29 protein-coding genes are annotated in these 26,812 nt (G+C 41.3%); 11 read left to right on the top strand and 18 right to left on the bottom strand.

Annotation, left to right across the window (positions count from 1 at the left end; translation table 11 throughout):
• Positions 1 to 45 precede the first annotated feature (45 nt).
• Together PQO03_RS01870 and PQO03_RS01865 are read left to right on the top strand one after the other, a co-directional pair.
• Complete coding sequence (locus PQO03_RS01870; RefSeq protein WP_274150778.1) at positions 46 to 405, top strand: Spx/MgsR family RNA polymerase-binding regulatory protein; 360 nt, start codon at positions 46 to 48, stop codon at positions 403 to 405.
• Positions 406 to 458: 53 nt separating this feature from the next.
• Entirely contained in the window at positions 459 to 1,418 is a 960-nt protein-coding gene (locus PQO03_RS01865) for an NAD-dependent epimerase/dehydratase family protein (RefSeq protein WP_274150777.1), read from the top strand.
• On the opposite strand, the gene PQO03_RS01860 is transcribed toward PQO03_RS01865, so the two are convergent.
• The 4 genes from PQO03_RS01860 to PQO03_RS01845 form a co-directional block, all read right to left on the bottom strand.
• Positions 1,419 to 2,372 carry an AEC family transporter gene (locus tag PQO03_RS01860; protein ID WP_274150776.1) on the bottom strand — a complete coding sequence of 318 codons (954 nt, stop codon included), beginning with the start codon at positions 2,370 to 2,372 and terminating at the stop codon, positions 1,419 to 1,421.
• Positions 2,369 to 4,312 (bottom strand): ABC-F family ATP-binding cassette domain-containing protein, encoded by a 1,944-nt coding sequence (locus PQO03_RS01855; protein ID WP_274150775.1) that lies wholly within the window; start codon positions 4,310 to 4,312, stop codon positions 2,369 to 2,371. Before PQO03_RS01855 ends, PQO03_RS01860 begins: the two co-directional genes overlap by 4 nt.
• 22 nt (positions 4,313 to 4,334) lie before the next feature.
• Positions 4,335 to 5,411 (bottom strand): peptide chain release factor 1, encoded by a 1,077-nt coding sequence (gene prfA / locus PQO03_RS01850; protein ID WP_274150774.1) that lies wholly within the window; start codon positions 5,409 to 5,411, stop codon positions 4,335 to 4,337.
• Between the two features lie 152 nt (positions 5,412 to 5,563).
• Positions 5,564 to 6,385 (bottom strand): LOG family protein, encoded by an 822-nt coding sequence (locus PQO03_RS01845; RefSeq protein WP_274150773.1) that lies wholly within the window; start codon positions 6,383 to 6,385, stop codon positions 5,564 to 5,566.
• A 233-nt stretch (positions 6,386 to 6,618) separates the two neighbouring features.
• Here PQO03_RS01845 and PQO03_RS01840 point away from each other — a divergent pair, with 233 nt between their 5' ends.
• Positions 6,619 to 7,089: a type II secretion system protein gene (locus tag PQO03_RS01840; protein WP_274150772.1), complete on the top strand. Its 471-nt coding sequence runs from the start codon at positions 6,619 to 6,621 to the stop codon at positions 7,087 to 7,089.
• A 319-nt stretch (positions 7,090 to 7,408) separates the two neighbouring features.
• Here the strand turns inward: PQO03_RS01840 and PQO03_RS01835 are convergent, their stop codons facing one another.
• The 4 genes from PQO03_RS01835 to PQO03_RS01820 are packed head-to-tail and all read right to left on the bottom strand — an operon-like array spanning position 7,409 to position 12,279.
• Positions 7,409 to 9,625 (bottom strand): peptidoglycan D,D-transpeptidase FtsI family protein, encoded by a 2,217-nt coding sequence (locus PQO03_RS01835; RefSeq protein WP_274150771.1) that lies wholly within the window; start codon positions 9,623 to 9,625, stop codon positions 7,409 to 7,411.
• 5 nt (positions 9,626 to 9,630) lie between these two features.
• Positions 9,631 to 10,119 carry a hypothetical protein gene (locus PQO03_RS01830; RefSeq protein WP_274150770.1) on the bottom strand — a complete coding sequence of 163 codons (489 nt, stop codon included), beginning with the start codon at positions 10,117 to 10,119 and terminating at the stop codon, positions 9,631 to 9,633.
• Positions 10,119 to 10,826 (bottom strand): rod shape-determining protein MreC, encoded by a 708-nt coding sequence (locus PQO03_RS01825; protein WP_274150769.1) that lies wholly within the window; start codon positions 10,824 to 10,826, stop codon positions 10,119 to 10,121. The genes PQO03_RS01830 and PQO03_RS01825 overlap by 1 nt, the downstream gene beginning before the upstream one ends.
• Before the next feature lie 55 nt (positions 10,827 to 10,881).
• Complete coding sequence (locus tag PQO03_RS01820) at positions 10,882 to 12,279, bottom strand: GAF domain-containing SpoIIE family protein phosphatase (RefSeq protein WP_274150768.1); 1,398 nt, start codon at positions 12,277 to 12,279, stop codon at positions 10,882 to 10,884.
• Between the two features lie 214 nt (positions 12,280 to 12,493).
• On the opposite strand from PQO03_RS01820, the gene PQO03_RS01815 reads away from it, so the two are divergent.
• The 3 genes from PQO03_RS01815 to PQO03_RS01805 all read left to right on the top strand — a co-directional run bounded on the left by PQO03_RS01815 (position 12,494) and on the right by PQO03_RS01805 (position 14,107).
• Positions 12,494 to 13,288, top strand: a complete 795-nt coding sequence (locus PQO03_RS01815) for a thymidylate synthase (RefSeq protein ID WP_274150767.1) — start codon at positions 12,494 to 12,496, stop codon at positions 13,286 to 13,288.
• Positions 13,285 to 13,779: a dihydrofolate reductase gene (locus tag PQO03_RS01810; RefSeq protein WP_274150766.1), complete on the top strand. Its 495-nt coding sequence runs from the start codon at positions 13,285 to 13,287 to the stop codon at positions 13,777 to 13,779. The genes PQO03_RS01815 and PQO03_RS01810 overlap by 4 nt, the downstream gene beginning before the upstream one ends.
• Before the next feature lie 148 nt (positions 13,780 to 13,927).
• A complete protein-coding gene (locus tag PQO03_RS01805) occupies positions 13,928 to 14,107 on the top strand; it encodes a hypothetical protein (RefSeq protein WP_274150765.1) in 180 nt (59 codons plus the stop codon).
• Between the two features lie 65 nt (positions 14,108 to 14,172).
• On the opposite strand, the gene PQO03_RS01800 is transcribed toward PQO03_RS01805, so the two are convergent.
• The 3 genes from PQO03_RS01800 to PQO03_RS01790 all read right to left on the bottom strand — a co-directional run bounded on the left by PQO03_RS01800 (position 14,173) and on the right by PQO03_RS01790 (position 17,017).
• Complete coding sequence (locus PQO03_RS01800; protein WP_274150764.1) at positions 14,173 to 14,541, bottom strand: cytochrome c; 369 nt, start codon at positions 14,539 to 14,541, stop codon at positions 14,173 to 14,175.
• A gap of 123 nt (positions 14,542 to 14,664) precedes the next feature.
• Entirely contained in the window at positions 14,665 to 16,137 is a 1,473-nt protein-coding gene (ilvC, locus tag PQO03_RS01795) for a ketol-acid reductoisomerase (protein ID WP_274150763.1), read from the bottom strand.
• Between the two features lie 289 nt (positions 16,138 to 16,426).
• A complete protein-coding gene (locus PQO03_RS01790) occupies positions 16,427 to 17,017 on the bottom strand; it encodes a YiiX/YebB-like N1pC/P60 family cysteine hydrolase (RefSeq protein ID WP_274150762.1) in 591 nt (196 codons plus the stop codon).
• 181 nt (positions 17,018 to 17,198) lie between these two features.
• Here PQO03_RS01790 and rbfA point away from each other — a divergent pair, with 181 nt between their 5' ends.
• Genes rbfA through PQO03_RS01765 form a run of 5 tightly spaced genes read left to right on the top strand, consistent with a single transcriptional unit; the run spans position 17,199 to position 21,117 of the window.
• Positions 17,199 to 17,558 carry a 30S ribosome-binding factor RbfA gene (rbfA, locus tag PQO03_RS01785; protein ID WP_274150761.1) on the top strand — a complete coding sequence of 120 codons (360 nt, stop codon included), beginning with the start codon at positions 17,199 to 17,201 and terminating at the stop codon, positions 17,556 to 17,558.
• Positions 17,559 to 18,296 (top strand): tRNA pseudouridine(55) synthase TruB, encoded by a 738-nt coding sequence (gene truB, locus PQO03_RS01780; RefSeq protein ID WP_274150760.1) that lies wholly within the window; start codon positions 17,559 to 17,561, stop codon positions 18,294 to 18,296.
• On the top strand, positions 18,283 to 19,221 hold the full coding sequence (gene ribF / locus PQO03_RS01775; RefSeq protein WP_274150759.1) for a riboflavin biosynthesis protein RibF: 939 nt from the start codon (positions 18,283 to 18,285) through the stop codon (positions 19,219 to 19,221). Before truB ends, ribF begins: the two co-directional genes overlap by 14 nt.
• The gene (locus tag PQO03_RS01770; RefSeq protein WP_274150758.1) at positions 19,190 to 19,930 is read left to right on the top strand and encodes a glutamate racemase; all 741 of its coding nucleotides are present in this window, start codon (positions 19,190 to 19,192) and stop codon (positions 19,928 to 19,930) included. The genes ribF and PQO03_RS01770 overlap by 32 nt, the downstream gene beginning before the upstream one ends.
• Positions 19,931 to 19,977: 47 nt before the next feature.
• Positions 19,978 to 21,117, top strand: a complete 1,140-nt coding sequence (locus PQO03_RS01765; RefSeq protein ID WP_274150757.1) for a hypothetical protein — start codon at positions 19,978 to 19,980, stop codon at positions 21,115 to 21,117.
• A gap of 7 nt (positions 21,118 to 21,124) precedes the next feature.
• Here PQO03_RS01765 and PQO03_RS01760 read toward each other — a convergent pair whose 3' ends face one another.
• The 7 genes from PQO03_RS01760 to PQO03_RS01730 form a co-directional block, all read right to left on the bottom strand.
• Positions 21,125 to 22,213: an AAA family ATPase gene (locus PQO03_RS01760; RefSeq protein ID WP_274150756.1), complete on the bottom strand. Its 1,089-nt coding sequence runs from the start codon at positions 22,211 to 22,213 to the stop codon at positions 21,125 to 21,127.
• Positions 22,214 to 22,215: 2 nt separating this feature from the next.
• The gene (locus PQO03_RS01755) at positions 22,216 to 23,589 is read right to left on the bottom strand and encodes an alkaline phosphatase family protein (protein WP_274150755.1); all 1,374 of its coding nucleotides are present in this window, start codon (positions 23,587 to 23,589) and stop codon (positions 22,216 to 22,218) included.
• Positions 23,590 to 23,596: 7 nt separating this feature from the next.
• Positions 23,597 to 24,109 (bottom strand): hypothetical protein, encoded by a 513-nt coding sequence (locus PQO03_RS01750; protein ID WP_274150754.1) that lies wholly within the window; start codon positions 24,107 to 24,109, stop codon positions 23,597 to 23,599.
• A 16-nt stretch (positions 24,110 to 24,125) separates the two neighbouring features.
• Positions 24,126 to 24,536 carry an OsmC family protein gene (locus tag PQO03_RS01745; RefSeq protein ID WP_274150753.1) on the bottom strand — a complete coding sequence of 137 codons (411 nt, stop codon included), beginning with the start codon at positions 24,534 to 24,536 and terminating at the stop codon, positions 24,126 to 24,128.
• The gene (locus PQO03_RS01740; protein ID WP_274150752.1) at positions 24,536 to 24,841 is read right to left on the bottom strand and encodes a rhodanese-like domain-containing protein; all 306 of its coding nucleotides are present in this window, start codon (positions 24,839 to 24,841) and stop codon (positions 24,536 to 24,538) included. Before PQO03_RS01740 ends, PQO03_RS01745 begins: the two co-directional genes overlap by 1 nt.
• Before the next feature lie 24 nt (positions 24,842 to 24,865).
• Entirely contained in the window at positions 24,866 to 25,738 is an 873-nt protein-coding gene (cysM, locus tag PQO03_RS01735) for a cysteine synthase CysM (RefSeq protein ID WP_274150751.1), read from the bottom strand.
• A gap of 144 nt (positions 25,739 to 25,882) precedes the next feature.
• On the bottom strand, positions 25,883 to 26,803 hold the full coding sequence (locus PQO03_RS01730; protein ID WP_274150750.1) for a ThuA domain-containing protein: 921 nt from the start codon (positions 26,801 to 26,803) through the stop codon (positions 25,883 to 25,885).
• Between the last annotated feature and the right edge of the window lie 9 nt (positions 26,804 to 26,812).

Below are 26,812 nucleotides of genomic sequence, written 5' to 3'. Positions count from 1 at the left end.
GAGAGTAGATTAAGTAATCACTAAACAACTTAAGTAGAAACAACCATGTCAGTAAAGATTTATTTATATAGTCGCTGTGGCACTTGCGTAAAAGCCGTCAAATTTCTCGAAGCCAATAATATTGAGTTCAGCTCCATCCCCGTGCGTGAACAAACTCCCACAAAAAATGAATTATTACAAATGCTCAATTGCTATGATGGCAATGTGAAAAAATTATTCAATACCTCAGGGCAGGACTATCGTGCACTAGGACTCGGCAAACAACTTCCCGACATGGCACTAGAAGATCAGCTCGCACTACTTATGGGAAATGGCAACTTAGTAAAACGTCCTTTCCTTCTTTTTGGCGAGCAAGCCATAGTTGGTTTCAAAGAAGAAACTTGGAAAGAATTCTTCTCTCTATAAACCTCAAGTACTTTATTGATACATAATTAAAAATTTAGCTAAAGGACCTCCTCATGATTGTCGTTACTGGTGGTGCAGGATTTATTGGAAGTGCCTTAATTTGGGCCCTTAATTGTCGCAATCGTTCAAACATCCTTATCGTGGATCATTTGGGCGAATCAGAGAAATGGCGCAATCTCATCCCTCTTAGCTATATTGATTATATAGAAAAGGACTCCTTCCTCGAGGCCATGAGTAGTGACGCCCTACCCGACAACATCACTTCCGTCATCCACTTGGGCGCATGCACGGATCCTCTAGAAGGAAATAAATCTTATCTAACTGAAAGTAACTTTAAGTTTTCACAGGCTTTAGCGAGCTACTGCTTAAATAAACACATTCGCTTCATCTACGCCTCTTCCGCCATGACTTATGGCAAAGGCCAGGCTTCGCTCAATGACAGTGAAGAAAAAATCGAGGCCCTTCGCCCCAATACTCCTCTCGCCTACTCTAAACAAATGTTCGATATGTGGGCACATAAAAACCAAATACTCAATCGCATCAGCGGACTAAAGTTTTCTCATGTATTTGGCCCCAATGAGTACCACAAAACTGAGAGTCCAAGTATTATCACGCATAATTTTAACGCTATCGATAGTGGCAATAATGTTTATGCAGTGGAAGAAGAGAACAAAGATTATGTCATCGATCTAATCTACGTGAAAGACGCAGTAGAAATTTTACTCTTCTTAATGGATAACCCAGAACTCAACGGCCTCTATAACGCGGGGACAGGAACATCCTTCACCTTAAGTCAAATTTCAAAACTATGCTTGAAAGCTTGCGGCAAAGACGATCACTTACTCGACCCCAGCATTGAACTCCCTCAGCACTACAAACTTCTTCCTGCAGGGCTCAACATGGAACGATTAAAGCGCACCGGGTTTCGTCATAACTATCGCTCCTTAGAGCGGGCATTAGCCGACTATCACAACAATTACTTCTACAAACAAATACGCTTTGGCGAAGAGTAATTAGCTCGGCATAAAACTGAGCCATATACTAATTGAAATCGGTGATACGACAAAGGAAGCCACCGATACAATGGCGATAGTCCTTACGTTTCCACCAAAATGACGCGATAAAACAATGGTGAAAAATGCAGCCGGCATTGCGGCTTGAACATACATGATTTTCTTTAAATCTGGACTCATGGGAATCATTGCGATGAGCGCAAACCACGCGATCGGAATGATAATTTGGCGATTTAATAAGCCCAATACAACGAGTTTCACAAGGCGAGACGCCTTGCCTTCAAACAAACCTTCTTTGAACAATTCACTCAGGGTGGCACCCACCAAAATCAAGCCAATAGGAATTGCCGTTTGACCCACCGCTCTTGAAGAATCCATGAAAAAAGGTGGGATAAAGCGATATACTCCCGAGAATAAAACAATCAAAGAAAAAATGACCGTAATAAAGGGTGCATTCAAAATCTGCCCTAATGACTTCCTATCGAAACTTCCTCTCAAAGTTGAACAAGCAATTGTCCACATCGCAATCTCCACACCTACATTATGCATCAAGAGTGGCCCGATTAAATTTTGTTCAGGAAATAACGTAGCTATCACTGGAATGGCTATATAACCATAATTTTGCATACCACATGCCGTCACAAAACTACGTTTATTCTCCGGGTCACTTAAGTCTTTCCCACGCAAGAAAACCTTGGCAAAAACATAACTAATCAAAAAACTTATAGACACAAAAACAAAGCCCATTAAGGGCGCCATGAAAACTAGGTTGGAACTCAAGAACTCTTCATTTTGAGTGATCGAAGAAAAGATCAAAGCAGGCATTAGAACTTTAATCAATAGATTGGTTAAGCTCGCACTATGCCCCTGCTTAATAACATCTTTTCTATGAGCAATAAAACCCGCAGCAGAAATAGTAATAACTAATAGAGAAGCGTGAATCGCTGGACTCAATCATTCTCTCCAATCTCAGCTAAAATCAGTTCAAGTTCTCCAAGTTTTTCTTCCCATTCAGTTTCTGCCGATTCTTTCTCTTTAGAAATTTCATCCAAACGGTTATTCATTACCTGAACTCGAGCCGTAGGTGGCTCTTGGTAGAACTCTTCCACAATTTTAGATTCTTCATCTTCTAATTTAGCTATCAAGGTTTCTAGAACTTTCGTACGTTTCTCTAATGGCCCACGCTTCTTTTTAAATTGCTTGCGCTCTTCAGCTTCTTTACGGCGCTGACCTTTACGATTCGATCCACTGGAGTCCTGAACTTTAGCTTTCTCGACCTTCTCTTCAAGGTCGACCTCATCTTTCACTTTCGATAGATAGTAATCATAATCTCCATGAAATTTGCGAAAGCCTTTCGGAGTCACTTCAAAAATAGTATCCGCCACGCCTCGAATAAACTCAATATCGTGACTCACAAAACATACTGTTCCAGGAAATTCTTTGAGAGCTTCTTGTAAGGATTCTACTGCTTGGATATCTAAATGCGTTGTAGGTTCATCTAATAAAAGCATATTCTGCGGAGCCAGCAAAAGCTTAAGTAAGGACAAACGAATTTTCTCGCCACCCGATAAGACTCCCGTAAGCTTAAAGACATCATCTCCTTGAAAGCCAAAGCTACCAAGAAGCTGTCGACAGCGTCCTTCTGTTGTGTCTGCTGCAAAAGATTTGCACTGCTCAATCAGATTTAAACTACTATTAAAGTTCTCAGTCAACTCCTGAGCATGATAACCAATTGTCGTCTTATGGCCAAAACTCACCTTGCCCTCTTCAATAGGAAGCTTATTTGCCATGATTTTAAGCAAAGTAGATTTACCCATGCCATTCGAGCCTACAACAGCAATCTTCTCACCATCTTGAATGGCCAGTGATAAATCTTTGTAGATATAATTCGTGCCATCATAGCTTTTACTCATATGCTCAAGCTCCACAGGGACTGGACTACCACTAGGAGGTGTACCTAAACGCAAGTCAATACTCGAAACTTTTACCATGGTCTCTACACTTTCGAGCTTCTCTAATTGCTTCATTCGACTCTTGGCTTGAGTAGCTTTACTTGCTTTAGCCTTAAAACGATTCACAAAGCCTTCGAGCTTTTCTTTCTTGCGCTCTAATTTGTCAGACTCAAGCTCAAGACGCTCCATGCGCTCATCGCGAACATTTTTGTACTGATCATAATTCCCGGGATAGCGCGTCACTTGACCGCCATATACTTCGTAAGTCACTTCGGTCAGTTCATTAAGTAGGTAACGGTCATGAGAAATAAGTAAGAGCGTACCGCGGAAATTCACCATGAATTCACGCAACCATTCAACTGCAGGTACATCCAAATAATTCGTTGGTTCATCGAGCAACAATAAATCGGGATCGGAAATAACAACTCGCACCAATTCAGCTCGCATCTGCCAACCACCAGAGAATTCACAAATCGGCTTCTCTAACTCTTCATCACTAAAACCCAAACCAGATAAACAAGTTCTTGCTGCGGTCTCAATTAAATAACCTCCTCCAGCTTCAAACTCGTGCTGTAGATCACCAATTTGACTCAATACTTTATCTTGATCTAGTGCTTTAGAAAAATTCTTTTCTAGCTCAATAATTCTATCTTGGACGGCATCTAAGTCGGGTCTTGCTTTACACGCAAATTCCAAAAGAGGCAAATGCTTAAGCTCATCGGGGATATTCTGCCTCAACCAACCTATACGGATATTTTTTCGTAGTCTTACATCGCCTTTATCCGAACTTTCTTGTCCCGTTAAAATACGGAAAATTGTACTTTTCCCTGCTCCATTAGGACCAACTAAACCTGCGCGTTCACCTGGGTGAACATGAAAACTAGTATCATCAAGCACCATGCGTCCGGCATAGGCTTTGCGAATATTATCGAAACGGAACATAAAAACTCTCAGTTAAACTCAATTACATTTCTTCCGCTAAACGTTGCTCAGCATCAATCGCAAGGATCTTATCCATAACGTCACTAAACTTACCTGCCATTACATCCGGAAGATTATAGACACTCACACCAAAGCGGTGATCCGAAATACGACTCTGTGGGTAATTGTATGTACGAATCCTTTCTGAACGATCTCCTGTACCAATCTGACCACGACGTTCATCTGCCATTTTCTGCTTCTCTTTACGGATTTTTTCATCCAATAGTTTAGCACGCAATAAGTTCATCGCAATTTCTTTGTTCAGATGCTGTGAACGCTCCTGCTGAGAGTAACAAGCTAAACCCGTAGGCACATAAGTCACACGAACAGCCGAGTCAGTTGTATTTACACACTGACCACCCGCACCACTTGAACGGTAGGTATCAATTTTTAAATCTTTTGGATCAATATGCAAATCCACTTCTTCTGCTTCGGGCAAAACGGCAACTGTTACTGTGGAAGTATGAATACGTCCCTGGGTTTCAGTCCTAGGAATTCTTTGAACTCTATGAACTCCACTCTCGAAATTCAATTCGCGAAAAACGTCGACGCCTTTTACACTAAAAACAGTCGCCTTCAGACCACCTAGATCACTCGGGGTGTATTCCAAAACTTCTATCTTCCAGCCTTTTGACGAACTATAGAGTTGATACATCCTCATTAAATCTTCTGCAAAAAGCGCTGCTTCATCTCCCCCTGCTGCAGGGCGAATTTCCACAATACAATTTCTTGAGTCATTGGGATCTGGTGGCACAATCAAAATCATTAATTGCTTTTCTAATTTAGGAACTTCTTCTTCTAAACTAGAAATATCCAAACGAATCATATCTTTTAATTCTTCGTCAGATTCTGCTGTTAACATTTCTTTATTCTCTTGAAGCTCAGATTTTGCTGACTCTAAACGATCATAGCATTCAACTAAAGCCGAAAGCCGTTGGTGCTCCTTACTTAACTCTTGGTAGCGATCCTTATCGTCAAATACTGACGGATCTGAAAGCTCACTTTCTACCTGCTTAAAACGCATCCTTAAGCTTTCTACACGTTGACTAATATCAATCATTTTTAACCTAAAATTATTCTTTTTTATTCGTGAATTAAAGCCCCCTTTGAAACTTTGCAAGCTGAGAGCCAAAACTCATCTTCTTTTGACACCCCAAAAACACAAGAGCTCCTTGGAATAATTCCAAGGAGCTCTGCTTAAATAAGTTCTAATTATTGGTAAAACTCTGAATGTAAACGACGCTGAAGTTTGAGTTCCGCAATCACATACTCAAAAGCCTCTTTGGGTGAATCTGCCCAAACAAAAAGATCGAGATCTTTCTTGCAAATCACACCCGCTTCCACTAGGTAATCAAAATTCACTATATTACTCCAGAACTCTTTCCCATAAAGAACAATGGGGATGGTCTTGGTTGTTTTCCCTGTTTGAATCAAGGTTAAGATTTCGAAGAATTCATCGAAGGTTCCAAATCCGCCCGGAAATACCACGATCGCTTTAGCTAAATAAGTGAACCAAAACTTGCGAATGAAGAAATAATTAAACTCGAAGTTCAACTCGGGACTTATGTAGGGATTGGGTTCCTGCTCAAAAGGCAATGAAATATTTAAGCCAATCGACTGGCCACCTGGAACTTTACTTGCCCCCAAATTTGCAGCTTCCATAATACCTGGCCCACCACCAGAACAAATGTAATAACCGAAGTCATTTTCAATTGACCATTTAGTCAACATTTCAGCTAACTCAACCGACTCTTCAAAATAACGGGACATCTTTACTGCCCCTTGAGCTTTTTGAATCTTAGATTCATCACCAGTTAGTTCGGCTCGCTCTAGCATTATCCCTGCATCTTCTTTCGATAAGAGTCGTGCCGAGCCAAAGAAGGCGATACTGTCTCGGATTTTACTTTTGGAAAACCGTCGTTTCGGCTCGATCATTTCGGACATAATCCGCAAAAGGCGCCCATCTGACGAATTAATGAAATCCATATTCTCATAAGCCTTTACTGGCTTTTTCCCACGTCCGTGTAAACCCATAATGCATCTCCTATTTTGATTTTGTTATATCTAAACCTACCCTCCGCGACTCCAAAGGCAAATTTTTCAGCTTTCATGCCTAACTTTATTTAAAACGCTCTTTTTAATCTCTAATGTATTTTTTTAAGTGCTTTTTCAAGAGGCTCGCATCAAAAAAGCACATGAACTTGCTTTACAAGTACTTTCACTCGTTTTAAGTTTTAGGTAAGATTAATTAATTACGGTAACTCCACATGAAAAAATCTAAACAATTCACTATTATTGAACTCTTAGTCGTACTCGCCATCATTTCTTTGATTATTGGTATGCTCCTCACGGGAATTAGTATCGCACGTGAGTCCGCACGTGAGACTCGCGCAAAAGCTGAGATGCAACAAATCAAAATGGCCGTCACTCAGTACCTTTCCACTTTTAAGAGTTTTCCTACTACAGACACGGCACTTGAAAGTTCAGACAATAAGTGGGACACCATGTGGACATATCTTAACGGCACGGAAAATACCCGTAAACACTCCTTCATTAAAGGTGAAATAAAGCGAACTCCATGGGGAGAGGAATATGCTATCATCATGGATGTTAACTATCTTAATTCAGTAAATCCTAACGACTCTGGCTTTAGTGATGCCCCTAATGAAGACGTAGCTGATAAAGTCGCACTCTGGTGTAAAGATAAAGATGGAGACATCTTAAATACTTGGGAATAATACAAAGCCAATTATTTTCAATAAGGCGAACTTATTAGTTCGCCTTTTTTATTGCCTAGTCACAATCGAATTCATCCAAATCTTATATTTTTCCAAATATATTTAAGTACTTATTTGCTATTCATTCTTTTGTGTTTATAATATAACTAAGACAAGAACAATCCTCTGTGTAATTCATGCAACAGGGCCATGCAGCCCTAAATTTTATTATAAGACTGAGCGACTATTGTTCTTGTCTATTTTTTTGTCTAGACAAAATGCAGCCACTATGATTTTCATTTCTTTTTAGTCTTGGACCACGTATCAAAAAAAGTTCTTGTTACTGGAGCAGCACTCGTCCCCCACTATTTCCATCCTCAACTAAAACAATACTTGCATATCGAGGGCTCTCATAAGGACCAAAACTGGCGAACCAACAATTTTTTTGAATTTTTCGTATCGCCTTACCATCTGCGCCAAGCTTCGTCTTGCCCTGCTCATTCTTCTCGTAATAGGGAACTTGAGCCGTACCCGTTTTCCCTGCTAAAGTAATTCCTTCATCAGTACGGCCAGCCTTAGCTGAAGCATTTGAACCGTGGATCACATCAAACATACCACGATGAATCAAATCAATTGTTTTCTGCGAAAATCCCAAATCACCACGGAAGTGATTCTGGTGCTTTGAAATGATATTTTTTTCTAAAGAATCTAAATGCTCATCTACTAGATAAGGCTTCAGCAAGTTCCCTCCATTTGCGATGGCCGCAATATAAGCGCATGCCTGTATTGGACTCAACTCGATCTTTCCTTGACCAATGCCAATATATGCCAATTCACCAATGCGATTATCGAGCTCTATATCTGGCAAGCTTCCTTTACTTTCGTATGACAAGCGCTTCGATATGCCCTCTTCATAAATGGGGAATTTACCTAAACCCACTCGCTCATAGAGCCCCACTAAATCTTCCATCCCCAGTCTCACGGCTAAATCAATAAAGAACGGGTTACAACTCACCTCTAATGCCTTGGTCACATTCAGCTTTCCATGTCCCCAACGATTAGCACAGCGAATTTTACTACTCTTCCCAAGCTTATATGCTCCATCACAGTCATAGATAGAGTCTTCATCAATCAAACCACTCTCTAAGGCTAAACCTGCAACCAAAGGCTTTATTATTGAGCCTGGCATATACGCAGCTTGTACTGCACGGTTATGCATTGCTCGTGGCAACTTCACCCACGGTACAGAAGGCGCATCGCGCACTATTTCTTTATAATAATCGAAATGACGAATACGACTTAAATCAAACGAAGGCGTGGATACCATTACCAGAATGGCTCCCGTATATATATCCATCACCACCATAGAGCCGCGCTTATCTTTCATTAAGTCATAAGCAATCGCTTGAGCCTCTTCGTCAATCGTTAAACGTAGATTCTCCCCATGCTTAGCCTCTATAATAGAATTCTCTGTACCTAAACCCTTAACTTTATCAACAGCAAAACCCGTTCGATTAACATACAGTAATTCTTTTCCTCCCTTACCCGCAAGCTCTTTATCATAAGCATACTCAAGCCCTGTTCGTCCCCACAATTCTGGAGAAAAATAAAAGTAATCATCAATATCTTCATGAGATGATGGTTCCCGGCGCCCTGTGTAACCCGTTATATGCGAAAATACATAGTTGTCTTTATAAATTCGCTTAGGAGTCATCACAACTTGATAACGCTTCGTTTTTCTTCCTGCCAAGACCGAGCGATCTTTCAATGATAAATCACTCAAACCACGAAAAGGCAGTGCTGGTTTACGGTACAAATGCTGCACTACATCCTCGAGTTCCACTTCATGCTCTCGCCCCATCGCTAAACACAAGGCATCTAATTCCTGGATTAAAGCTTTTCCCGTACGGCTATAAGATCCTAAGCCTTCATCAACTTTAATTTTGTCTAAATGACAAAGTAATTGTGCATCTCGCCATTCTAAAGAATTTGGCAAATTGAGGCTCTTTACCTGATCAATCAAACCTGGCAAGACATCTTTAAAAACCACCAAACTTTCAAGCTTCTCCTTTCGCAAGAGCTGATTACGAATTTTTTGTTGCTCAAAGGCCTCTTTTGTCTTGGCTTTTTTTTGTAGAGAAATCCCCAAGTCTTTTTCACGACGGCGTAGGGCCTTCTCTATAAATGAGGTACTAATATTCGCATGATGATGAATACGAGCTTCAATTTCTTTAATAAAGACCGATACATTCTCGGCCGCGGTCCAGTATTTCGACACTCCTGGTCGACGGTATTCTGGCAAGTAAAAATCCAAAGAAAAAGAGGGCTCGTTATTCGCCAAGACTTCACCGTTTATACTTTCAATCCTACCTCTTACAGGGGGGATTCTCACGGGCCGAATAATCTGTTTTTTCATCTCACTTGTATAAGCGCCCTTATCGAGTAACTGCACATAATAAAGCCGCCAAATCAAGATCGCGGAAAAGGCCACTGCCATCAACAATAATACCCACATCCGAGGGCTAAACTCTTTATTGACTCTTTCTTTAAAACTCATAACAACTACAAGTCTTCTGCATAATTATCTAAAACAGAGAAACGCGACAAGCTTAATGAATCTGAGAGAAAATCCCAGAAGCATAAAAAGAGTGGTGCCACTATTGAACTTATCACCAAGGAGGGCAAAGACACATTGACTAAGATCCACTTATCAGACAGACCAAACATCAGGATATAAGCTATAAACAAAGCGATGAATATGGGGAGAATCTGTGGAATGAAATTCTGACAATCCCCCATATCTCTCCAAAAATACGCCGTGACAAATATCACCAAACTCAAGGTCAAATTATTATAGCCACACACGGCCTCCAGTAATACCATCAACACTGCCATCGAAATCAAAGACTGATATATTCCTCGTGCTACCGTCAGATAAAATATATAGATCGCAGATAAAGGGAGGAATAAAGATTTTGAAGCACAAAAACTTTCTACCCAAACGACGAAAAAAAAATTAAATACATAAAAGCTAAGGGACCTAATCGCCATTATTCACCCTCGCTAATTAGACTAATGTACTCAGCTTCTTTTATTGGAGCCAATAATTCTACAATGGCACGCTGAACCACTTCATCTTTCTCAGTCTCGATTACTTTGGCTACCAAGATCCCTTTTGGTATCCCTAGCGTCCCGGTGCTTTGTAAGAACATACCTGGCTTTATATCCGCATCTCGAGGTAAATAATCCACAAGACAAATCAATCGCCCTGTCTTTTTAGATCGTTCTTGATATTCACCCTTCAGTAAACCATTCCATGAACTGCCTTTTACATTCACCGCTAACTCTTCATCATGATTAAGAAAGGTACGGATCCTAAGGCTATTTTTGTTTTCCAGCTTAGCTCTACCCGCTAAATATCCACCAATTAAAACGCCGTGATTGGCCCTCAATAAACGCGCTTGATCAGCTCGTACACTAAATTCATAGTTCCACACTATTGGGTGACGTTCATAAATTGGAAAAACTTTTGTCTTATACGGTAATTTCCCTTTCAAATCCAACTGAGCTCTTAATCCATTCACCTCTTCTTGTAAGCGAATCAATTCTTGCTGATCAAACTGACTCTGAGAAAGCTGTTTGCGGAATTCGCGATTTTCTTCGCGTAGAGTCATTTCACTCACCACTGAATCCGAGGGTAAGAAAGGACTAAAAAAACTTTTAATCAAGGGGTCTAATGCGGGGAAAATTTTAGGCAAGGCAAGGATAACCACAACGCAAAAAAGCACAAAAGACAGCCCTGCCCTAAACCATTTAATCACGATTGAGTTCGCTCACAGACATAATCATTATAGTTTGATCATCCGATTGAGGGTAATCACCGGTAAAACGCTGAATATCATTCAATAAGCCCGTTGCCTGACCTTTGCTACTTCCTGTATGATGGCACCAAGTCTCTTTCAGCCTAGGTAAACCATACTCTAAACCATCTTCATTTTCAGCTTCAGTCAGCCCATCAGTATAAAACAAGAAACAGAAACCATCTTGAATGGCCATTGAGAAGGTATCGAAACTCACTCCCATTTCATTTGGAATTAAACCAATAGCAGGACCCTCTGGAACAATTTCAAACACTTCACCCTTGTCATTTTTCAGCAAGACCTCGGTGTGACCCGCTCGTGCCATTTCCATAGTATTATTACGAGAATCTGCTAAACAAAAAATCATTGTCACAAAGCGTTCCATATCGGTATCTTGTACGAGGTATTGATTGAGCTCTAGTAATAAACTTTCCATATCGGTAAAGCGTGAGCAAATGGCACGAAGTACAGATCGCGTCATAATCATAATGAGACAGGCTGGCAAGCCTTTACCACTCGCGTCGGCTAAGACGAACAAAGTCCTATGTTCATCAATTTTAATAAAGTCATAAAAGTCACCGCTTACTTCTTTCGCAGGTATATTGTGGGCAAAAATATCTAAGTGAGCAAAATTAGGCATATCTACTGGAGTCAGCGTTTGCTGAATTTGTCTTGCAAACTCCAATTCTTGCTGCATACGCTGCTGATCAGCCATCTGACCATAGGTCTCAATCATATTTTTAGAAAGTGTTGCAACTACTGCTAATGACGCAAAAAGCTCAAGGTCATCCTGTTCAAAGCGACCACTTCTCCCTTCTGAGTTAACTGCACATATAATCCCTTGCATTTCATTGAACAAAACGATCGGCACTACCATGAGAGATTTTATACCCGCTTCCACTTGGCTTTCGGATAACTCAAATTTACCAATAAGTGCCGGCTTCATATTTTTAGAAATCTTCCCGAAAAAGCCTTCGCCTACAATGACTTTTCTTTCGCGAATTGAAGCTACATCAGTTTTTTCGCCACCCTCAAATGCGCTCATAGATGGAAAGGGCCCGATGGACGTCACGGCTTCCATTGTCTTACCTTCTTCATCCATGAAAAATATACACAAAGACTCCGCGTGAATCGTACTCACAATAAAGCGACCGAGGGAGACCATCGTTGAATCAATATTGCCACCTGCCATGGCCACTGAATGAGCAAAACGATTAAGAAAGTTGGCGACGGCTTTGCGATCTTCGCAATATCTGCGATTCGCTTCCTGTAACTCACGGATTTTCAAGGCGTGAATTACCACCAAGATACCAATGACTATGCCTAGAAGAACATAAATGAATATTTCCATCAATCCCCGATACTGCGATTAATTATTAAATTTGAATCAATTCAAGTAATTTATGTGCATTTGTAAAAAAGTCCCTTTGTCAAACCAAATTTAATCATGGAAAAAAGTGACATTTCCTTAAAAGGCCCCCAGCCAATTCCTCAAGCATTAGGATAGGATTTTTTCAAACTTAAGTTAGATTGATCAAAACTGCTCAATTTTAGGGAACAAATCAATGAAACAATACCTCGACTTATTAGATCACGTCATGAAAAACGGCACGGACAAAAGCGACCGTACAGGAACGGGAACTCGTAGTGTATTTGGCCACCAAATGCGCTTTAACCTCCAAGATGGCTTCCCATTAATCACTACTAAAAAATGTCACTTACGGTCCATTATCCATGAGCTCCTTTGGTTTTTAACTGGAGACACTAACATTAAGTACCTTAAAGATAATGGCGTTTCAATCTGGGATGATTGGGCAGATGAAAAAGGAAATCTAGGCCCCGTCTATGGCTACCAATGGCGCAGCTGGCAAACTCCTGATGGCAGAACTATTGATCAAATATCACAGCTCATTGAAATGATTAAAACTACACCAGATTCCAGACGACTCATTGTTAGCGCATGGAACGTTTCAGATGTCGACAACATGGCTCTCCCCCCTTGTCATAGCCTCTTCCAATTTTATGTAGCTGATAACAAACTCTCCTGCCAACTCTACCAACGCTCAGCAGATATATTCTTAGGCGTCCCCTTCAACATTGCCTCCTACGCACTGCTCACCATGATGGTTGCACAGGTTTGTAACTTAGAATACGGCGACTTCGTCCACACTTTTGGCGATGCACACATTTACAATAATCACTTTGAGCAAGCTAAGCTCCAATTGAGTCGAGAAACTCACACCCTGCCTACAATGAAAATCAATCCTGATGTAAAAGACATTTTTTCTTTTAAATATGAAGACTTCACGCTAGAAGGCTACGCCCCTCATCCGCATATCAAAGCTCCGGTAGCCGTATGAAAACCAGCATGATCTGCGCCATGGCAAGCAACCGTGGCATTGGCTATAAAAACACACTACCCTGGCGCCTCAGCAATGATCTCCAACGCTTCAAAGCTGTTACTATGGGGAAACCCATTGTTATGGGCCGTAAAACTTACGAATCGATTGGTCGCCCCCTTCCCGGTAGAAGAAACCTCATCCTCTCTCGTGATCCTGAACTTCAAATTCCAGGGGTAGAATGCTTTACTTCCTATGATGAAGTCAGAAAAAGCTGCACCGAAGAACCAGAAGTATTCATCATTGGCGGTTCTCAAATATACGAAATCCTCTTTCCCGAAGTCGACACACTCCATCTCACATTAATTGATGCCGAGATTGTCGCCGATGCCTTTTTCCCAGAATTTGACATCACGCAATGGCGTGAAACAGAGCGGGAAAAGTTTAAAGCTGATATCAAAAATGATTATGACTACAGCTTTGTCACTCTTGAAAAAATTACCACTAAGTAAACAACTCTTCACCACTAAGTAAGCGTCTTTAAATACAGTAAAACTTATTTTAATACAAAACCCTTACAACTAAAACTTGCTTCACATTGCTCAAAGTATTAGTTTCATCTTCGTACGGAAGAAACGAAACATACTGGAGGAAACGGTAATGAAGCACAACAGAAGACATATAGAAGACATAGAAGTAAGTGAGGACGAGTTTTATGACGCTCCTCAAATCGACAAAGTAAAAGGTAAATATCTAAGCCTCGAAAGCCAGGTAGTCATTTGTATCCTAGCTGCTGTAAATTTTGCCCTCTTCTATTTTCTCGTCTTTATGATTCACTAAGAATATAGCGACAAAAAAAAGGGCATCTCAAATGAGATGCCCTTTTTTATATCTATAAAATTCTTTTACTTGTACTCTTCGTGACAAGCTTTGCAGGCTGCGCCTACTGCTTTCCAAGATTTCGCAATAGCATCGTAATCTGTACCAGCCAATACTTTTTTGTAATCTTCAAGGGCTTTAAACATCTCAGCATTAAAGTCATTAAACATTTTCTCTTCATGCTTAATATCTTTCATCCCATTATACTGCTCAATAAGCTCCATGGAATACTTCTTCCAATCTGCATTCTTATAATCTTTTTTCTTATCAAGGCGCTTAAGTTTTTTTGCTGCACCCATCTCTTCCATAATCGCTAAAACTTTGTCTTCTACGCTTTCAGCATAAGTAGCTGAACCCATAAAACAAGCCATACCAAATAACATTAACTTTTTCATTATATTTTCCTTTGCGTTGTTAAATTATTGTGCCCACGAACCTAAAGATAACTCAAATTCCTATAAAAACAAAAAGCGAGCACCAAAGCACTCGCCTTTCTTGAAAGATTTTAAGTTTAAAACTTAAATAATCTCTTTCATTGCAGTCATATAACCACGTAACTCAGCACCCACTTTTTCACAACCAGTACCACGAAGTGCACGGTTGATCTCAACGATCTGCTTATTGTTAACAGAGTTTGAACCATTTTCGTTATACGCTTTACCAATAACTGAAGTATCTACTGACTTAATGAAGTCAGCTAAGAGCGGCACACATGCGTGTGAGAAAAGGTAACAACCGTACTCAGCTGTATCAGAAATAACGCGATTCATTTCGTAAAGTTTTTTACGTGCAATCGTGTTAGCAATTAATGGAGTCTCGTGAAGTGACTCGTAGTAAGCAGACTCTTCTTTGATACCAGCTTCAACCATTGCGTCGAAAGCCAAATCAACACCGGCAGCAACGAAAGCAATCATAAGGACACCCTTATCGAAGTATTCTTGCTCAGTAATTTCTGCGTCTGTTGCAGCTTGTTTTTCGAAAGCTGTTTGACCTGTTTCTTCTCTCCAAGTAAGAAGCTTCACATCATCATTAGCCCAATCAGCCATCATACCTTCAGAAAAATCACCGTCGATGATATCATCCATATGCTTCTCAAAAAGAGGACGCATGATAGTCTTCAACTCAGTAATAAGTTCAAAACATTTAACTTTCGCAGGATTTGAAAGACGGTCAACCATACCACTAACACCACCAATCTTGAGTGCTTCAGTAATAGTTTCCCAACCGTATTGAATAAATTTAGAGGCCCATGCTGCATCGATACCTTCTTCAACCATTTTGTCGAAAGAAAGAATTGAACCGGCCTGAAGAAGACCACAAAGAATTGTTTGCTCGCCCATAAGGTCTGATTTTACTTCTGCTACGAAAGAAGACATAATTACACCAGCGCGATCGCCACCAGTACCACAGCAGTAAGCTTTAGCTATATCTAAGCCATCACCATTAGGATCATTTTCACGGTGAACAGCGATAAGTGTAGGAACGCCGAAACCACGTTTGTACTCATTGCGTACTTCAGAACCAGGTGATTTAGGAGCTACCATCACAACAGTAATATCTTTACGGATCTGCATCCCTTCTTCAACAACATTAAAGCCGTGAGAGTAAAGAAGCGTTGAGCCGTCTTTCATAAGAGGCATAACTGTCTCTACTACGTTAGTATGCTGTTTATCTGGAGTAAGGTTAGCGATAAGGTCTGCGGAAGGAATAACTTCCTCATAAGTACCTACTGTAAAACCATTCTCACTTGCATTGAGAAAAGACTGACGCTTTTGCTCAATGGCTGCATCGCGCAAAGCGTAAGATACATCAAGACCACTATCGCGAAGGTTTAAACCCTGATTTAGACCCTGTGCACCGCAACCAACGATAACAATTTTCTTTCCTTTAAGTTTTTCAACGCCATTGAATTCGTCCTTGGACATAAAACGGCAAGTACCCAATTGCTCAAGCTTCAAACGCTGTGGCAAAGTATTGTAGTAGTTCATCAATAAACCTCTGTGTATATTATATTAGATTTTAAGAGCATGCCAGTTTACACGCCAAAACCAGTTTTTCAAAAGCAGAAACTAGCCTAGTTTTAAAAAAGAATTCAGTACTTTATCTTGCCTCTATCGAAGCCATTAAACCCAGTGATCCTAAGCTTAATAGTAAAGCTTTGCATAGATCGGATAAAATAATCTTGGTGCTCATAAAAAAGACCTCTTCCCATTGGGGAAAAGGCCTATGAAAAACATTAGTGATTACTAATACTCTTAAGCATACGATCCCGAGCATCAACTACTTAAATTTATCGAGATTACTATAAACAGTTTCTAGTTTATTTGATTCTATCAAGCTTGCCGGCGTGATCGTCCTCTGGCTCATAGGAATTCGTCCCAGAAACCACAATCTCCAAAAGCCCATAGGACTCTGAGGATTTTTATGCAATAATTCAGTAAAAGTTTCTATTCTCCCCACCTCAATACCTAGGCCATGGCGATAGACATCATAAGCAAACTTTGAACAAAACTGCATCTTACTATCATAATTAAAACGAAAGTGATACCAAGAACCCATGCGCGATTTCGCTTCTTCTTGAAGCTTACGCAACTGATCTTCTTGTAGACCTCCCTTCAATCTACGTATCTCTACACGACCGCCTTCTGAACGCTCCACAAAATTTTCGAAGTCGGAATACACACAACGCGGAACCTTACTCTCGGCAACCACAAAACTACCGTCATCATTCTGATCAATAATCAAACCTACGTGAGAACTCCAACTACAGCTAGTGTCGGCCACTTTTTTATAGAGCACATTATCAATGCGAGTAAAGACAAAATCCCCGGGCTTAACCAATGATTCAATATGTTTAAATTCTGACTGCATTCTCAACCCCTTATTTTAGTTATCATAGCTTAGCATATTCCACATTACTATTTTTATTAACAAAAATTATCACTACTCATGTTCACTTTTATCAATACTCAGCTCTTTTGCTCGGCTTAATTAGGAAATCGATACTTTGAACCTATATTGCCCAATATTTATTCAACAAAGGAAAAATCACATGGCAAGAGACAGAATGCGCAGCGTGGATTCAACTATCCAAAAAGAGCTGAGCGCCGTATTTATTAGAGAAGTTTTCCCCTGCTTCGAGTGCCTTATCACTGTTACAGGCGTAAAAACATCCGCCGACCTTAGACACTGCAACGTTTATGTTAGTATCATGGGCTCTCAAAAACAAAAAGATGATGTCATTCGCTTTCTTCGCGATCGCTCAGAAGAGTTTTTTAATCACCTCAGTAACCGTATCCGCATGAAGTTCACTCCTGTCATTCACTGGCATGCAGATGATACTCCTGAACAAGCCGATCGTCTTTCTTCACTTATTGATTCAATTGACATCCCTGACGAAGAGGAAGATTAAATGGGTAGGCGTCTACGCAAAAACTCTACACCAGATCACGACGGCATCCTTCTTGTAGATAAACCTAAAGAATGGACTTCTCACGATGTTGTCAACTTCGTCAGAAATCGTTACCGCTTTAATAAAGTTGGCCACTGCGGCACGCTCGATCCACTCGCCACTGGACTCATTGTTATTGTTATTGGCAAAGCCACCAAGCTTGCCAGTAAACTAACTGCCGACGACAAACTCTACGTGACAGAAATGACTCTGGGAAGAGAAACCGACTCCCATGACGAAGAAGGCGAAACAACTCGCGAAGCAAGCTACGAACATGTGACCGAAGAACAGATTAAGCAATGTGCTATCGACTTCACTGGTGAGCAAATGCAAACTCCTCCTATGGTATCGGCCCTCAAGCAAAACGGCAAAAAACTTTACGATTTAGCCCGCCAAGGAATTGTGGTTGAACGCGAAGCGCGCCCCGTTACATTCCATAGCCTCACCATCGACAAAATTGAGCTTCCAAAAGTTCACTACACTCTTCACTGCTCTAAAGGAAGTTATGTTCGCGTCCTCTGCTACGATATGGGCCTAAAGCTCGAAACAGCTGCTTATATGAGTAATTTACGCCGAACAAAAAGCGGTCAATTCTCTTTAGATAATGCGGTCACTATTGATCACCTCAAGACCATCGAACGCACTGAAGTAGAGAAACTCATCATTCCCATAGATCAAGTGGAAATTGCCGAAGACTAAAATGCTGCTCTGTCATTCTTTACAGGAACTTAGTCAACATGGCATTCATCGTGTCAGCATTGCCTGTGGAAACTTTGATGGCATCCACCGTGGACACCGCAAGCTTCTACAGAAAGCAATCGATCAAGGGAAGGCCAATCAGTCTACCCCAATCGTTTTAAGCTTTTCCCCTCACCCAAGGGAATTCTTCACTGGCAAATGCATTCCTACACTCTCCTCTCTAGAAAGACGTATGGAGACCTTTTCAAAACTCGGTATCAAAGCCCTTGTCATACTCGATTTTAACCAAGTTTTAGCCGAGACCGAAGCTCATGCTTTTGTTGAAAAATACTTACTCCAACACATTGAGATAAGTGATTTCTGCGTTGGACGTCAATGGCTTTTCGGCGCTGGTCGAAAAGGAAATATTGCGCTCTTAAATGAATATGCTTCATCATTCACTACTCATGCTGTAGATGAATTCCTCCTCGACCAAGAAGCTGTTTCTAGCTCACGCATCCGATTCGCACTCGAGAAACATGATTTTGATCAAGCAGAAAAACTACTCGGCCACAAATGGAAAATCTCTGGTCCCGTCATCAAAGGCCTTGGCTTAGCTAGTGCCAAACTCAACACCCCCACTGCTAACATTGATACCGGAATACCTTTACTCCCCATCTCAGGTGTCTTTGCGGTTCACGCAAAAATAGCCGAACAAAGCTACTCAGGAATACTCAATATTGGTAGCGCTCCCACTTTTTTAGAAAAACAACAATCTTCTCAGCACGTTGAACTTCACATCCTAGACTTCGATGAAGACATCTATGATGAAGAAGTCCAAGTCCACATCCATAGCTTTATCCGCTCAGAACAAAAATTCGGCTCCGCAGAGGAGCTAAAAGCACAAATTCAGCATGACATTGCCCAAGCTCGTAAAGCTCTCTGAACTCAGTCTTAAAGAGCCCGCAGTTTTCATTCTAGACTCTGGAGCCGGCGCCCATAGCATCTACCAGCAATGTAAAAAACTACGTCCAGAGATGAATTATGTCATTCTCGAAGATCAAGGTTTTTTTCCTTATGGTGATAAAAGCAATACCGAACTTACCGAACACCTTCAAACTATCGCAGAAGAAATCCGTCTACACTCTCCCATTTCCCTAATCTTAGCCTGCAACACTGCCAGCACTCACGGCCTCGAGATCTTTAGACAAAGCCTTACTTGTCCAGTTATCGGAACTGTACCGCCCATAAAAACAGCCGTCGCTCAGAGCAAAACCAAAAAACTTGCTTTACTTGCGACTCCCGCAACTATCAATAGTCCTTACACTGCTCAACTCCTTGAGGACTTTGCCACAAATACTGAGACTCACCTCATTCCCACTGCCAATTTAGCACAGATCAGCGAAAACTTTTTTAGAAATAACTCACTCTGTACACAAAAACTCTCACAAGAACTCCACCCACTCACTAAAATTGTCGATCTCGACACGATTGCTTTAGGCTGTACTCATTATCACTTGATTAAATCTGAGATAAAAAAACTCTTCCCCGATTGTGAGATAATTGATTGCTCACCAGCCATTGCTAAACAATTCCATCGTGTTTCTCCTCAAATAATGAGCCAGAGACCTAGACTCACGCGTTGCTACATTTGATCTAAGCTCTGCATTATGGTACTATGGGGAAATCAATAGGAGGATTTATGAGTAATTTAGATAAGGCACTACAAACTACATTAGATGTTTCGCTGAGTATAGTTGTCAGGAGAACGGCCCTAAGAAAAATTCGCACGGCGAAAAAAAGCCTCGAGCTCACAAATGCCGTGGTAAAGCTCATTCAAAATACGAAGGACGAATCACTTCAGCGGGAATGTCTGAAGATAGCGGGCGACATGGCCATCTACCAAGCAAGTGACGTCATTTTCCCAGTCACACAGGGCAAAGGCATGAATAGTCGCTACGCAGTCCAAGCGCTAGGTAAAATTGGCGGCTCAAAAGCCTATCATTACTTGCTGAATATTGATAAAGACAAAGATGTGAACTCTTATGAAGCTAAACGGGCTATGCGTGATATTGAACGTAAAGACCCCAATATCAAAGAGATGATCAAAGCTGAATTTGACGAAGTTCAACAAGAAATCGAAGAGCTCAAAGCATCGGCAATAAACGCCATCAATATTTCGCAACTCGCGCCCGAGTCAGACTCTATGGATCTAGTATCTGACCCCATCGAGATAGTTTCCGATTCAAGCTTCGAACATAAGCAAGATCAGACTTCACCAAAAGCCGCAATGACCACCGATGTCGAAAATCAAAAACTGCGTAAGTCTTTGGATCAAATGAAAAATAATTTCTTGGCCTCAGAAAGCCTCCGCGCCGAACAAGAAGATCTTTTTAAGCAAGAACAAGCCCTACGCGAAAATCTCCAAAAAAACCTCAATCAACAACAGCAAAGCTCAAGCGAAGATCAGTCCACGGCCATTGAAGGACTCCAAAAAGAGATTCTCACTCTAAAAACGACTCTCACACAAACTAACGAAGCCTTTCGAAATGAGAAAAAACGCTGGTCTCAGCAGAACGATGAACTCAAGCGAAAAGCCAATGAAAACAAATCAAAAATAAGCGATACCAGTTCGACTTCCAGCCATCTTCAAGAAGAAGCACTCAGCAAAAGAATTGAAGGTCAACAGATCATCATTAACAAGCTTCAAGATGAACTCGAAAAAAAAATGAAATCTGGCTCAAAGAAAATACGCTTTAAAAAAGAAGAAGAAAAAAGCAATAACATCGGCTGCATTGTCGGCGTTATCATTGCCGTCGCCTTCTTTATAACCTGTCGTTAGATCTCGCCTATAAACTAAGTAATTTATCCATATCAATATTTTCTTCAAAAAGTTCAATAGCACGGAGTACTTTTGCGGGACTCTTGGTATCGATTTTAGCTACTAGGTGACTCATCTTCACTACCGCTTGATAAGTATCGAGCTCGGTTGTCACAACAGGAATTCCTACTTCTTCACATATTTTCAAAGCTTTTGCACTCATATGCCCCTTGGATGTGAGTAATACTCCGGCCAACCTTAAATCTCGGCCATGCTCACTCGCCACTTTTTGCTGATGGTGCAAAGATTCTAAAAAGCGCCCACGACTTACAACCAAAAGTAAATTCTCTGGGGGGTGATCTCCACTTGGATTAGAAGTCCCTCCGGCCAAAGCTTCGTGAACTAAGGTATTCATAGTCTCTTTTGCACCGCTAATCACTTCGCCCTTCACAACTTTCACCACATGCTTAATCGATGGATAAACCAATTGGGCATCATAGGGCATTAAACCGAGTAATTGCATCCCATTCGCCTCAATCCAAGGCTCCACATACTGACGAACCTTATCTATTTTTTGAGGAAGTACTTTATTTAATATAACGCCGACTAAGGGAACACCATGGGCATCAAAAAGGGCTTTACATAAAGCCAAGCGATCAATTGTATTGCCAATTCCACCTTCGAGCACAAGCACAACTTTCGCGTCGAGCAACTCTGCGACCCTCGCATTAGAGAGCCCCACTACCGAGCCCACACCTGGGTGACCCGTACCTTCATAAAGCGTAAATTCATATTCTTCATTAAGGGTTTTTGCCGCATGAAGAATCTTCTTCTCCAGTACATCCGTCTTGGGGTCATCTAGGAGCTCTGCGGTATCCCCAGGCCCCAAAATAACCGGGGAATGAATATCGGGAATCAATTCAAAAGTTTTTAAAATCTCAGAAAATAAAACTGCATCTTTATCAACTCTTTTACCATTCACCGTATGGAATTGCTGACCAAGAGGCTTTGAATAACCCACTTTAATTCCACGCTTCTGTAAAGCCGCTAACATACCTAATGTATTTGTTGTTTTACCTACGTGCTGACTCGTTGCCGCTATATACAATGACTTCATCTCTAATCCTCTTTATCTACTTGGAAGAACTCTTCAACTAAACTTTTAAAATCTCTCATATCTCGTACTTTTTCGTCCCCAAGATTCAAATCACCTATGAGCAAAGGCCCATCGGCTAAATGCTCTGGATGAACTCCATGCGAACCCTTAACCAAAGTGGCATCCAAAGGAATCACATCCATGAGGTAACGAAAACCTAGTTTTTTCTTAAGCAACGTTTTTGCGGCACTCAACTTCCCGCCTTTGCGCATAAATAACTCTACGGGGTCATAGCCTGGCTTGCGATGGATATCTACCGCACGGGCATAATCCGGAGCTAGTTTATCATCTAGCCAATAATAATAAGTAAACCAAGCATTTTTCTCTGCTAAGCAAATAATCTCGCCTGAACGCTCATGATCTAAATCGTATTTACTGCGCTCTTCTCCACTGCAGACTTCGGTAATACCAGGAAGTCCCTTAAGTATTTTTTTTACTTTTTCTAATTGACTCTTGTCATTCACATAGACATGCGCTAATTGATGATCCGCTACCGCAAAAGCAGCGGAAGCCCCCGCATCAAAATGCTCTTCGCCGCATTCCATTTTAACTGTTATTAGACCTGCTTTCCGTAGCTCACGATTGATATGAATCGGGGTATCAACTTCCTGAATTCCATACTCAGATAGAATCACCACTTCATAGCCTAGTTCATCTGCACATTGACGTAAATCTCCAATGCACTGATCTAATTCACGTACATCTTTAGCCATTGCCGGATCATTGGGACCCAAGCGCTGTAAATTATAATCGAGGTGAGGTAAATAGACTAAAGATAAATTGGGACGATTTTTCTTCATCACGTAAATTGTTGAATCGCTAATCCACTTGGTCGATTCAATCGACGTCATTGGCCCCCAGAATTTAAACAAGGGGAAGGTACCTAACTCAGACTCCAAGTCATCGTTTAATCCCATCGGGTAAGTATAAGATCCTGGATGCTTTGCCCCGTCTGCACGATAGAGAGGCCGCGGTGTTGCTGACCAATCTGCGCTCGAGTACATATTGTACCACCAGAACATTTTCGCACAGCTAAAACTCTCGTCTTTAGCACGAAGACTTTCCCAAATTTTTTCACCTTGAACAAGCTGGTTATTTTGACGCCATAACCATACCTGAGCGAGATCACGAAAGTACCAACCATTGGCCACTACACCGTGCTCTTGTGGACTTTTTCCCGTCAACAAAGTCGCTTGCGAAGTACAAGTCACTGCAGGAATGGGCGGTTTTAAGTACTGACGATTCTTTTCGAAATAGTACTTTAAATTTGGGCAGTCATCATTAATGAGGCTCTCTGTCAGCCCCACTGCATTAATAACGAGAAGTTTTTTACTCATCGAAGACTTAATTTCCCTCAGGGTAATAGATTGGCACACCATCAAAAGGTAGGCCATCAACTTCTAATTTACCCACTGTTCCTTGAAACTTTTTCAGACCTTTGATAATCTCAGATTTAAGGCGAAAGACACCTTTTTCATCTGCTTTCAGCGTAATATTTAAAGTATTAATCTTTAAGTTAAGAGCTGTTTGCTCAAGCTTAAGCTGCTCTTTTGCTAAGCCATCGTAAAAATAGACTGACATCTCACCCGACTTATGATCAATGACTAATTCTAAAACCGCAGCATCTCCGCCGAACTTCATTAGCGCGCCACCATGGGGAGCTTTAAGTTCGAAAGATTCCTTTACGCCACAGCTAGGACAACCCGTTGCACAATCTGCCGCAGCTTCGAGATTTTCAGATCCACCTTTCATAACAACGGTTTCCACAGTCACATCATCTGTTGAGGTTGTGTTGGCTTTTTCATCCTTACATGAGGTAAAAATGAAAACACAAATAATTAAAACGAAGTACTTCATAGTTTTCTCCTTGGGTTTACTTTACATCACAAGTATGTGTCATTTCTACCGTTGGTTCAAGCATTTTTGAGACAGAACAATATTTTTCCATCGAAAGCTCACAAGCTTTTTCTAATTTCTTGAGACTGACTTCACCACCGATACAATCAATATGAATATTGATTTTGGTAAATACTGCTGGTACGGCATCAGCTCGTTCCGCTGTTACAGTCAATTCAACATCAGCAGGGTTTTGGCGTTGCTTACCTAAGATCATTAAGATATCAACGGCAGAACATCCTGCTAAGCCCATCAGTACCATTTCCATCGGGCGGGGTCCCGTATCAGTACCGCCAATAGAAGGTGGCCCATCAATTCTTACTGTGTGACCAACTCCACTCACACAATCAAACTGCATTCCTTCAACGCGCTTTAATTTAATCTCCATTAGGCTTCGAAGCCTTCTGAAACTAATTCACCAAAGCCTTCGTCTAAAGGAATAACTTCGCCAATACCTAAATCTTCGAGTAGTGGCGCCGCCATATGAACGCGTTGCCCACTACGGCAATGAAGGTAAGTTTTAAGCTCTAAGTCCACGCCATCCGGCTCGTCACCAGACTCTAAACCAGACAAAGGTGCCAATATGGCTCCAGTCAAATGTCCTTCTTGCCACTCATTAAATTCTCTAACGTCTAAAAGTTGTGCGGTACCAGCTTCTAGCTCGGCTTTCATTTGCTCTAAATGTGCTTTCATAATCTATTCCTATTTATTAAAATTTTATTGACCAAAAAGTCCCGTTGATAAATAACGGTCTCCGCGGTCACAAATGATGGCAACAATCAAACCCTGCTCCAAAGTTTTAGCTAATTCAAGTGCCGCCCATACCGCACCACCCGATGATACACCACAAAAGACTCCTTCTTGGCGTCCGAGTTGACGCATGGTTTCTTCCGCATCAGCTTGCTCGATATCATAAATTTTATCGACGCGGCTCGCATCGTAAATAGCCGGTAAATACTCTGTCGGCCAACGGCGTATTCCTGGGATCTTTGCGCCATCCGCAGGATGACAGCCCACGATTTGAATCTCGGGGTTTCTTTCCTTCAAGTAACGCGAGGTCCCCATGATCGTACCCGTCGTACCCATGGCTGAAACAAAATGAGTCAATTGCCCCTCAGTTGCAGCCCATATTTCGGGCGCCGTCCCACGGTAATGCGCTTCGGGATTCGCTTCATTTCCAAATTGATTAAGCATCACATAACCACCTTCTTCGACTTTGCTCTTGGCATAGTCAATGGCAGTCTCCATCGACTCCGTTAGGGTCACTTTGGCTCCAAAAGCTTTCATGGCGTCGACGCGCTCTTGAGTTGAATTCTTAGGCATTGCTAATTCTATATCATAGCCTTTTACAGAGGCAATCATTGATAAAGCAATACCCGTATTGCCACTCGTAGCTTCAATGATTTTTATCCCGGGCTTTAAAGTCCCACGCATTTCTGCATCAGAAATCATATAGAAGGCCGCGCGATCTTTCACACTACCACCGGGGTTATTGCCCTCTAGCTTAACAAAAATCTTCACTTTCTTATTAGGACACATTTGCTTCAATTCCAGAAGCGGTGTCTTGCCAATTAAATCAGTAAAATCCATCTTGCTTGACCCTAATGTTTTTATATATTCGCCAATATAGCCCTAAATCATCTCTTGGAAACATAAGCCCCTAAAGAAAGCACGAAATACGCCCACAAAAAAAGCCGAACTCAAACGAGCTCGGCTTCACTTAAATCAAAGGCTTTATTTTGTAGGCTGAAAGTTTTTATGTGCCTCTGGTATGGGCAGGGCTTCCGTCTTTACATCCAAGTCACCTAGGGTAAACTGAATACCATTTAGCCAGGTCTGCAAAATCATGGGATTAGCAAAAACATGTTCATTATGACCAAAAGCACTGAAGAAAACACGTCCTTTACCATAGTTCTTTACCCATAGTAAGGCATGATCGTGATCTTCACGGCCTTCCTTCTTATAGGATTCCTCCATGTCGATCGTCAACAAAACGCGCTGATTTTCACGCTTGTAATCTTTGTATTTATAAAGCTCATCAGAAATCTTAAAGCCCTTTCCTTTCATCGGCTGTAATATTTTGTGACTTGGATCCTCGTTGCGAATTCCATACATACCATTTTTAGTCCAAGGATGGCCATCAAAGGCGCCTCCCATCATTTCAGTGATTTCCGGCCAAGTAGTCTTAGCTTTCTTAGCTGAAGTCCCGCAATCCGATGCCGCGTGAATACCAATGAAGCCGCCACCATTTTTGATAAATGCCAAAATGGCTTGACGCTGAGTCTCATTAAAATAATCTTGTGAATAAGTCGTATTATTAAAGAGAATAGCATCGTATTTTTTAAGGTTCGCTGACGTATAATAGCCAGGGTCATCATTCACATCGACTGAAAAAGCTCCCGTACTTTTTCCCATTTCCTGAAAACAGCTCTTTCCCGTTTCAATTGAGCTATGGTACCACCCAGCGACTTTCGATAAGACCAAAATCTTCCTCGCTTTTGCGGGTTTCGCAAGGGCCTTAAGCGCCGGCATCGCCTTAATAACTTCAGCATCAAACTCTGCTTGTTTCTCTACAGGGTGCGGTTTTTGCGCCCAAGTATTCACACTTAAAGTAAGTAGGCCTAGGTACAAGAATGGTTTTACACAGATATTCATATATCTCCT

It is taken from the genome of Lentisphaera profundi, assembly GCF_028728065.1.
GTDB lineage: Bacteria > Verrucomicrobiota > Lentisphaeria > Lentisphaerales > Lentisphaeraceae > Lentisphaera > Lentisphaera profundi.
Note: the sequence above shows the minus strand (reverse complement) of the source record. Positions and strands in the feature narration are given on the sequence as shown.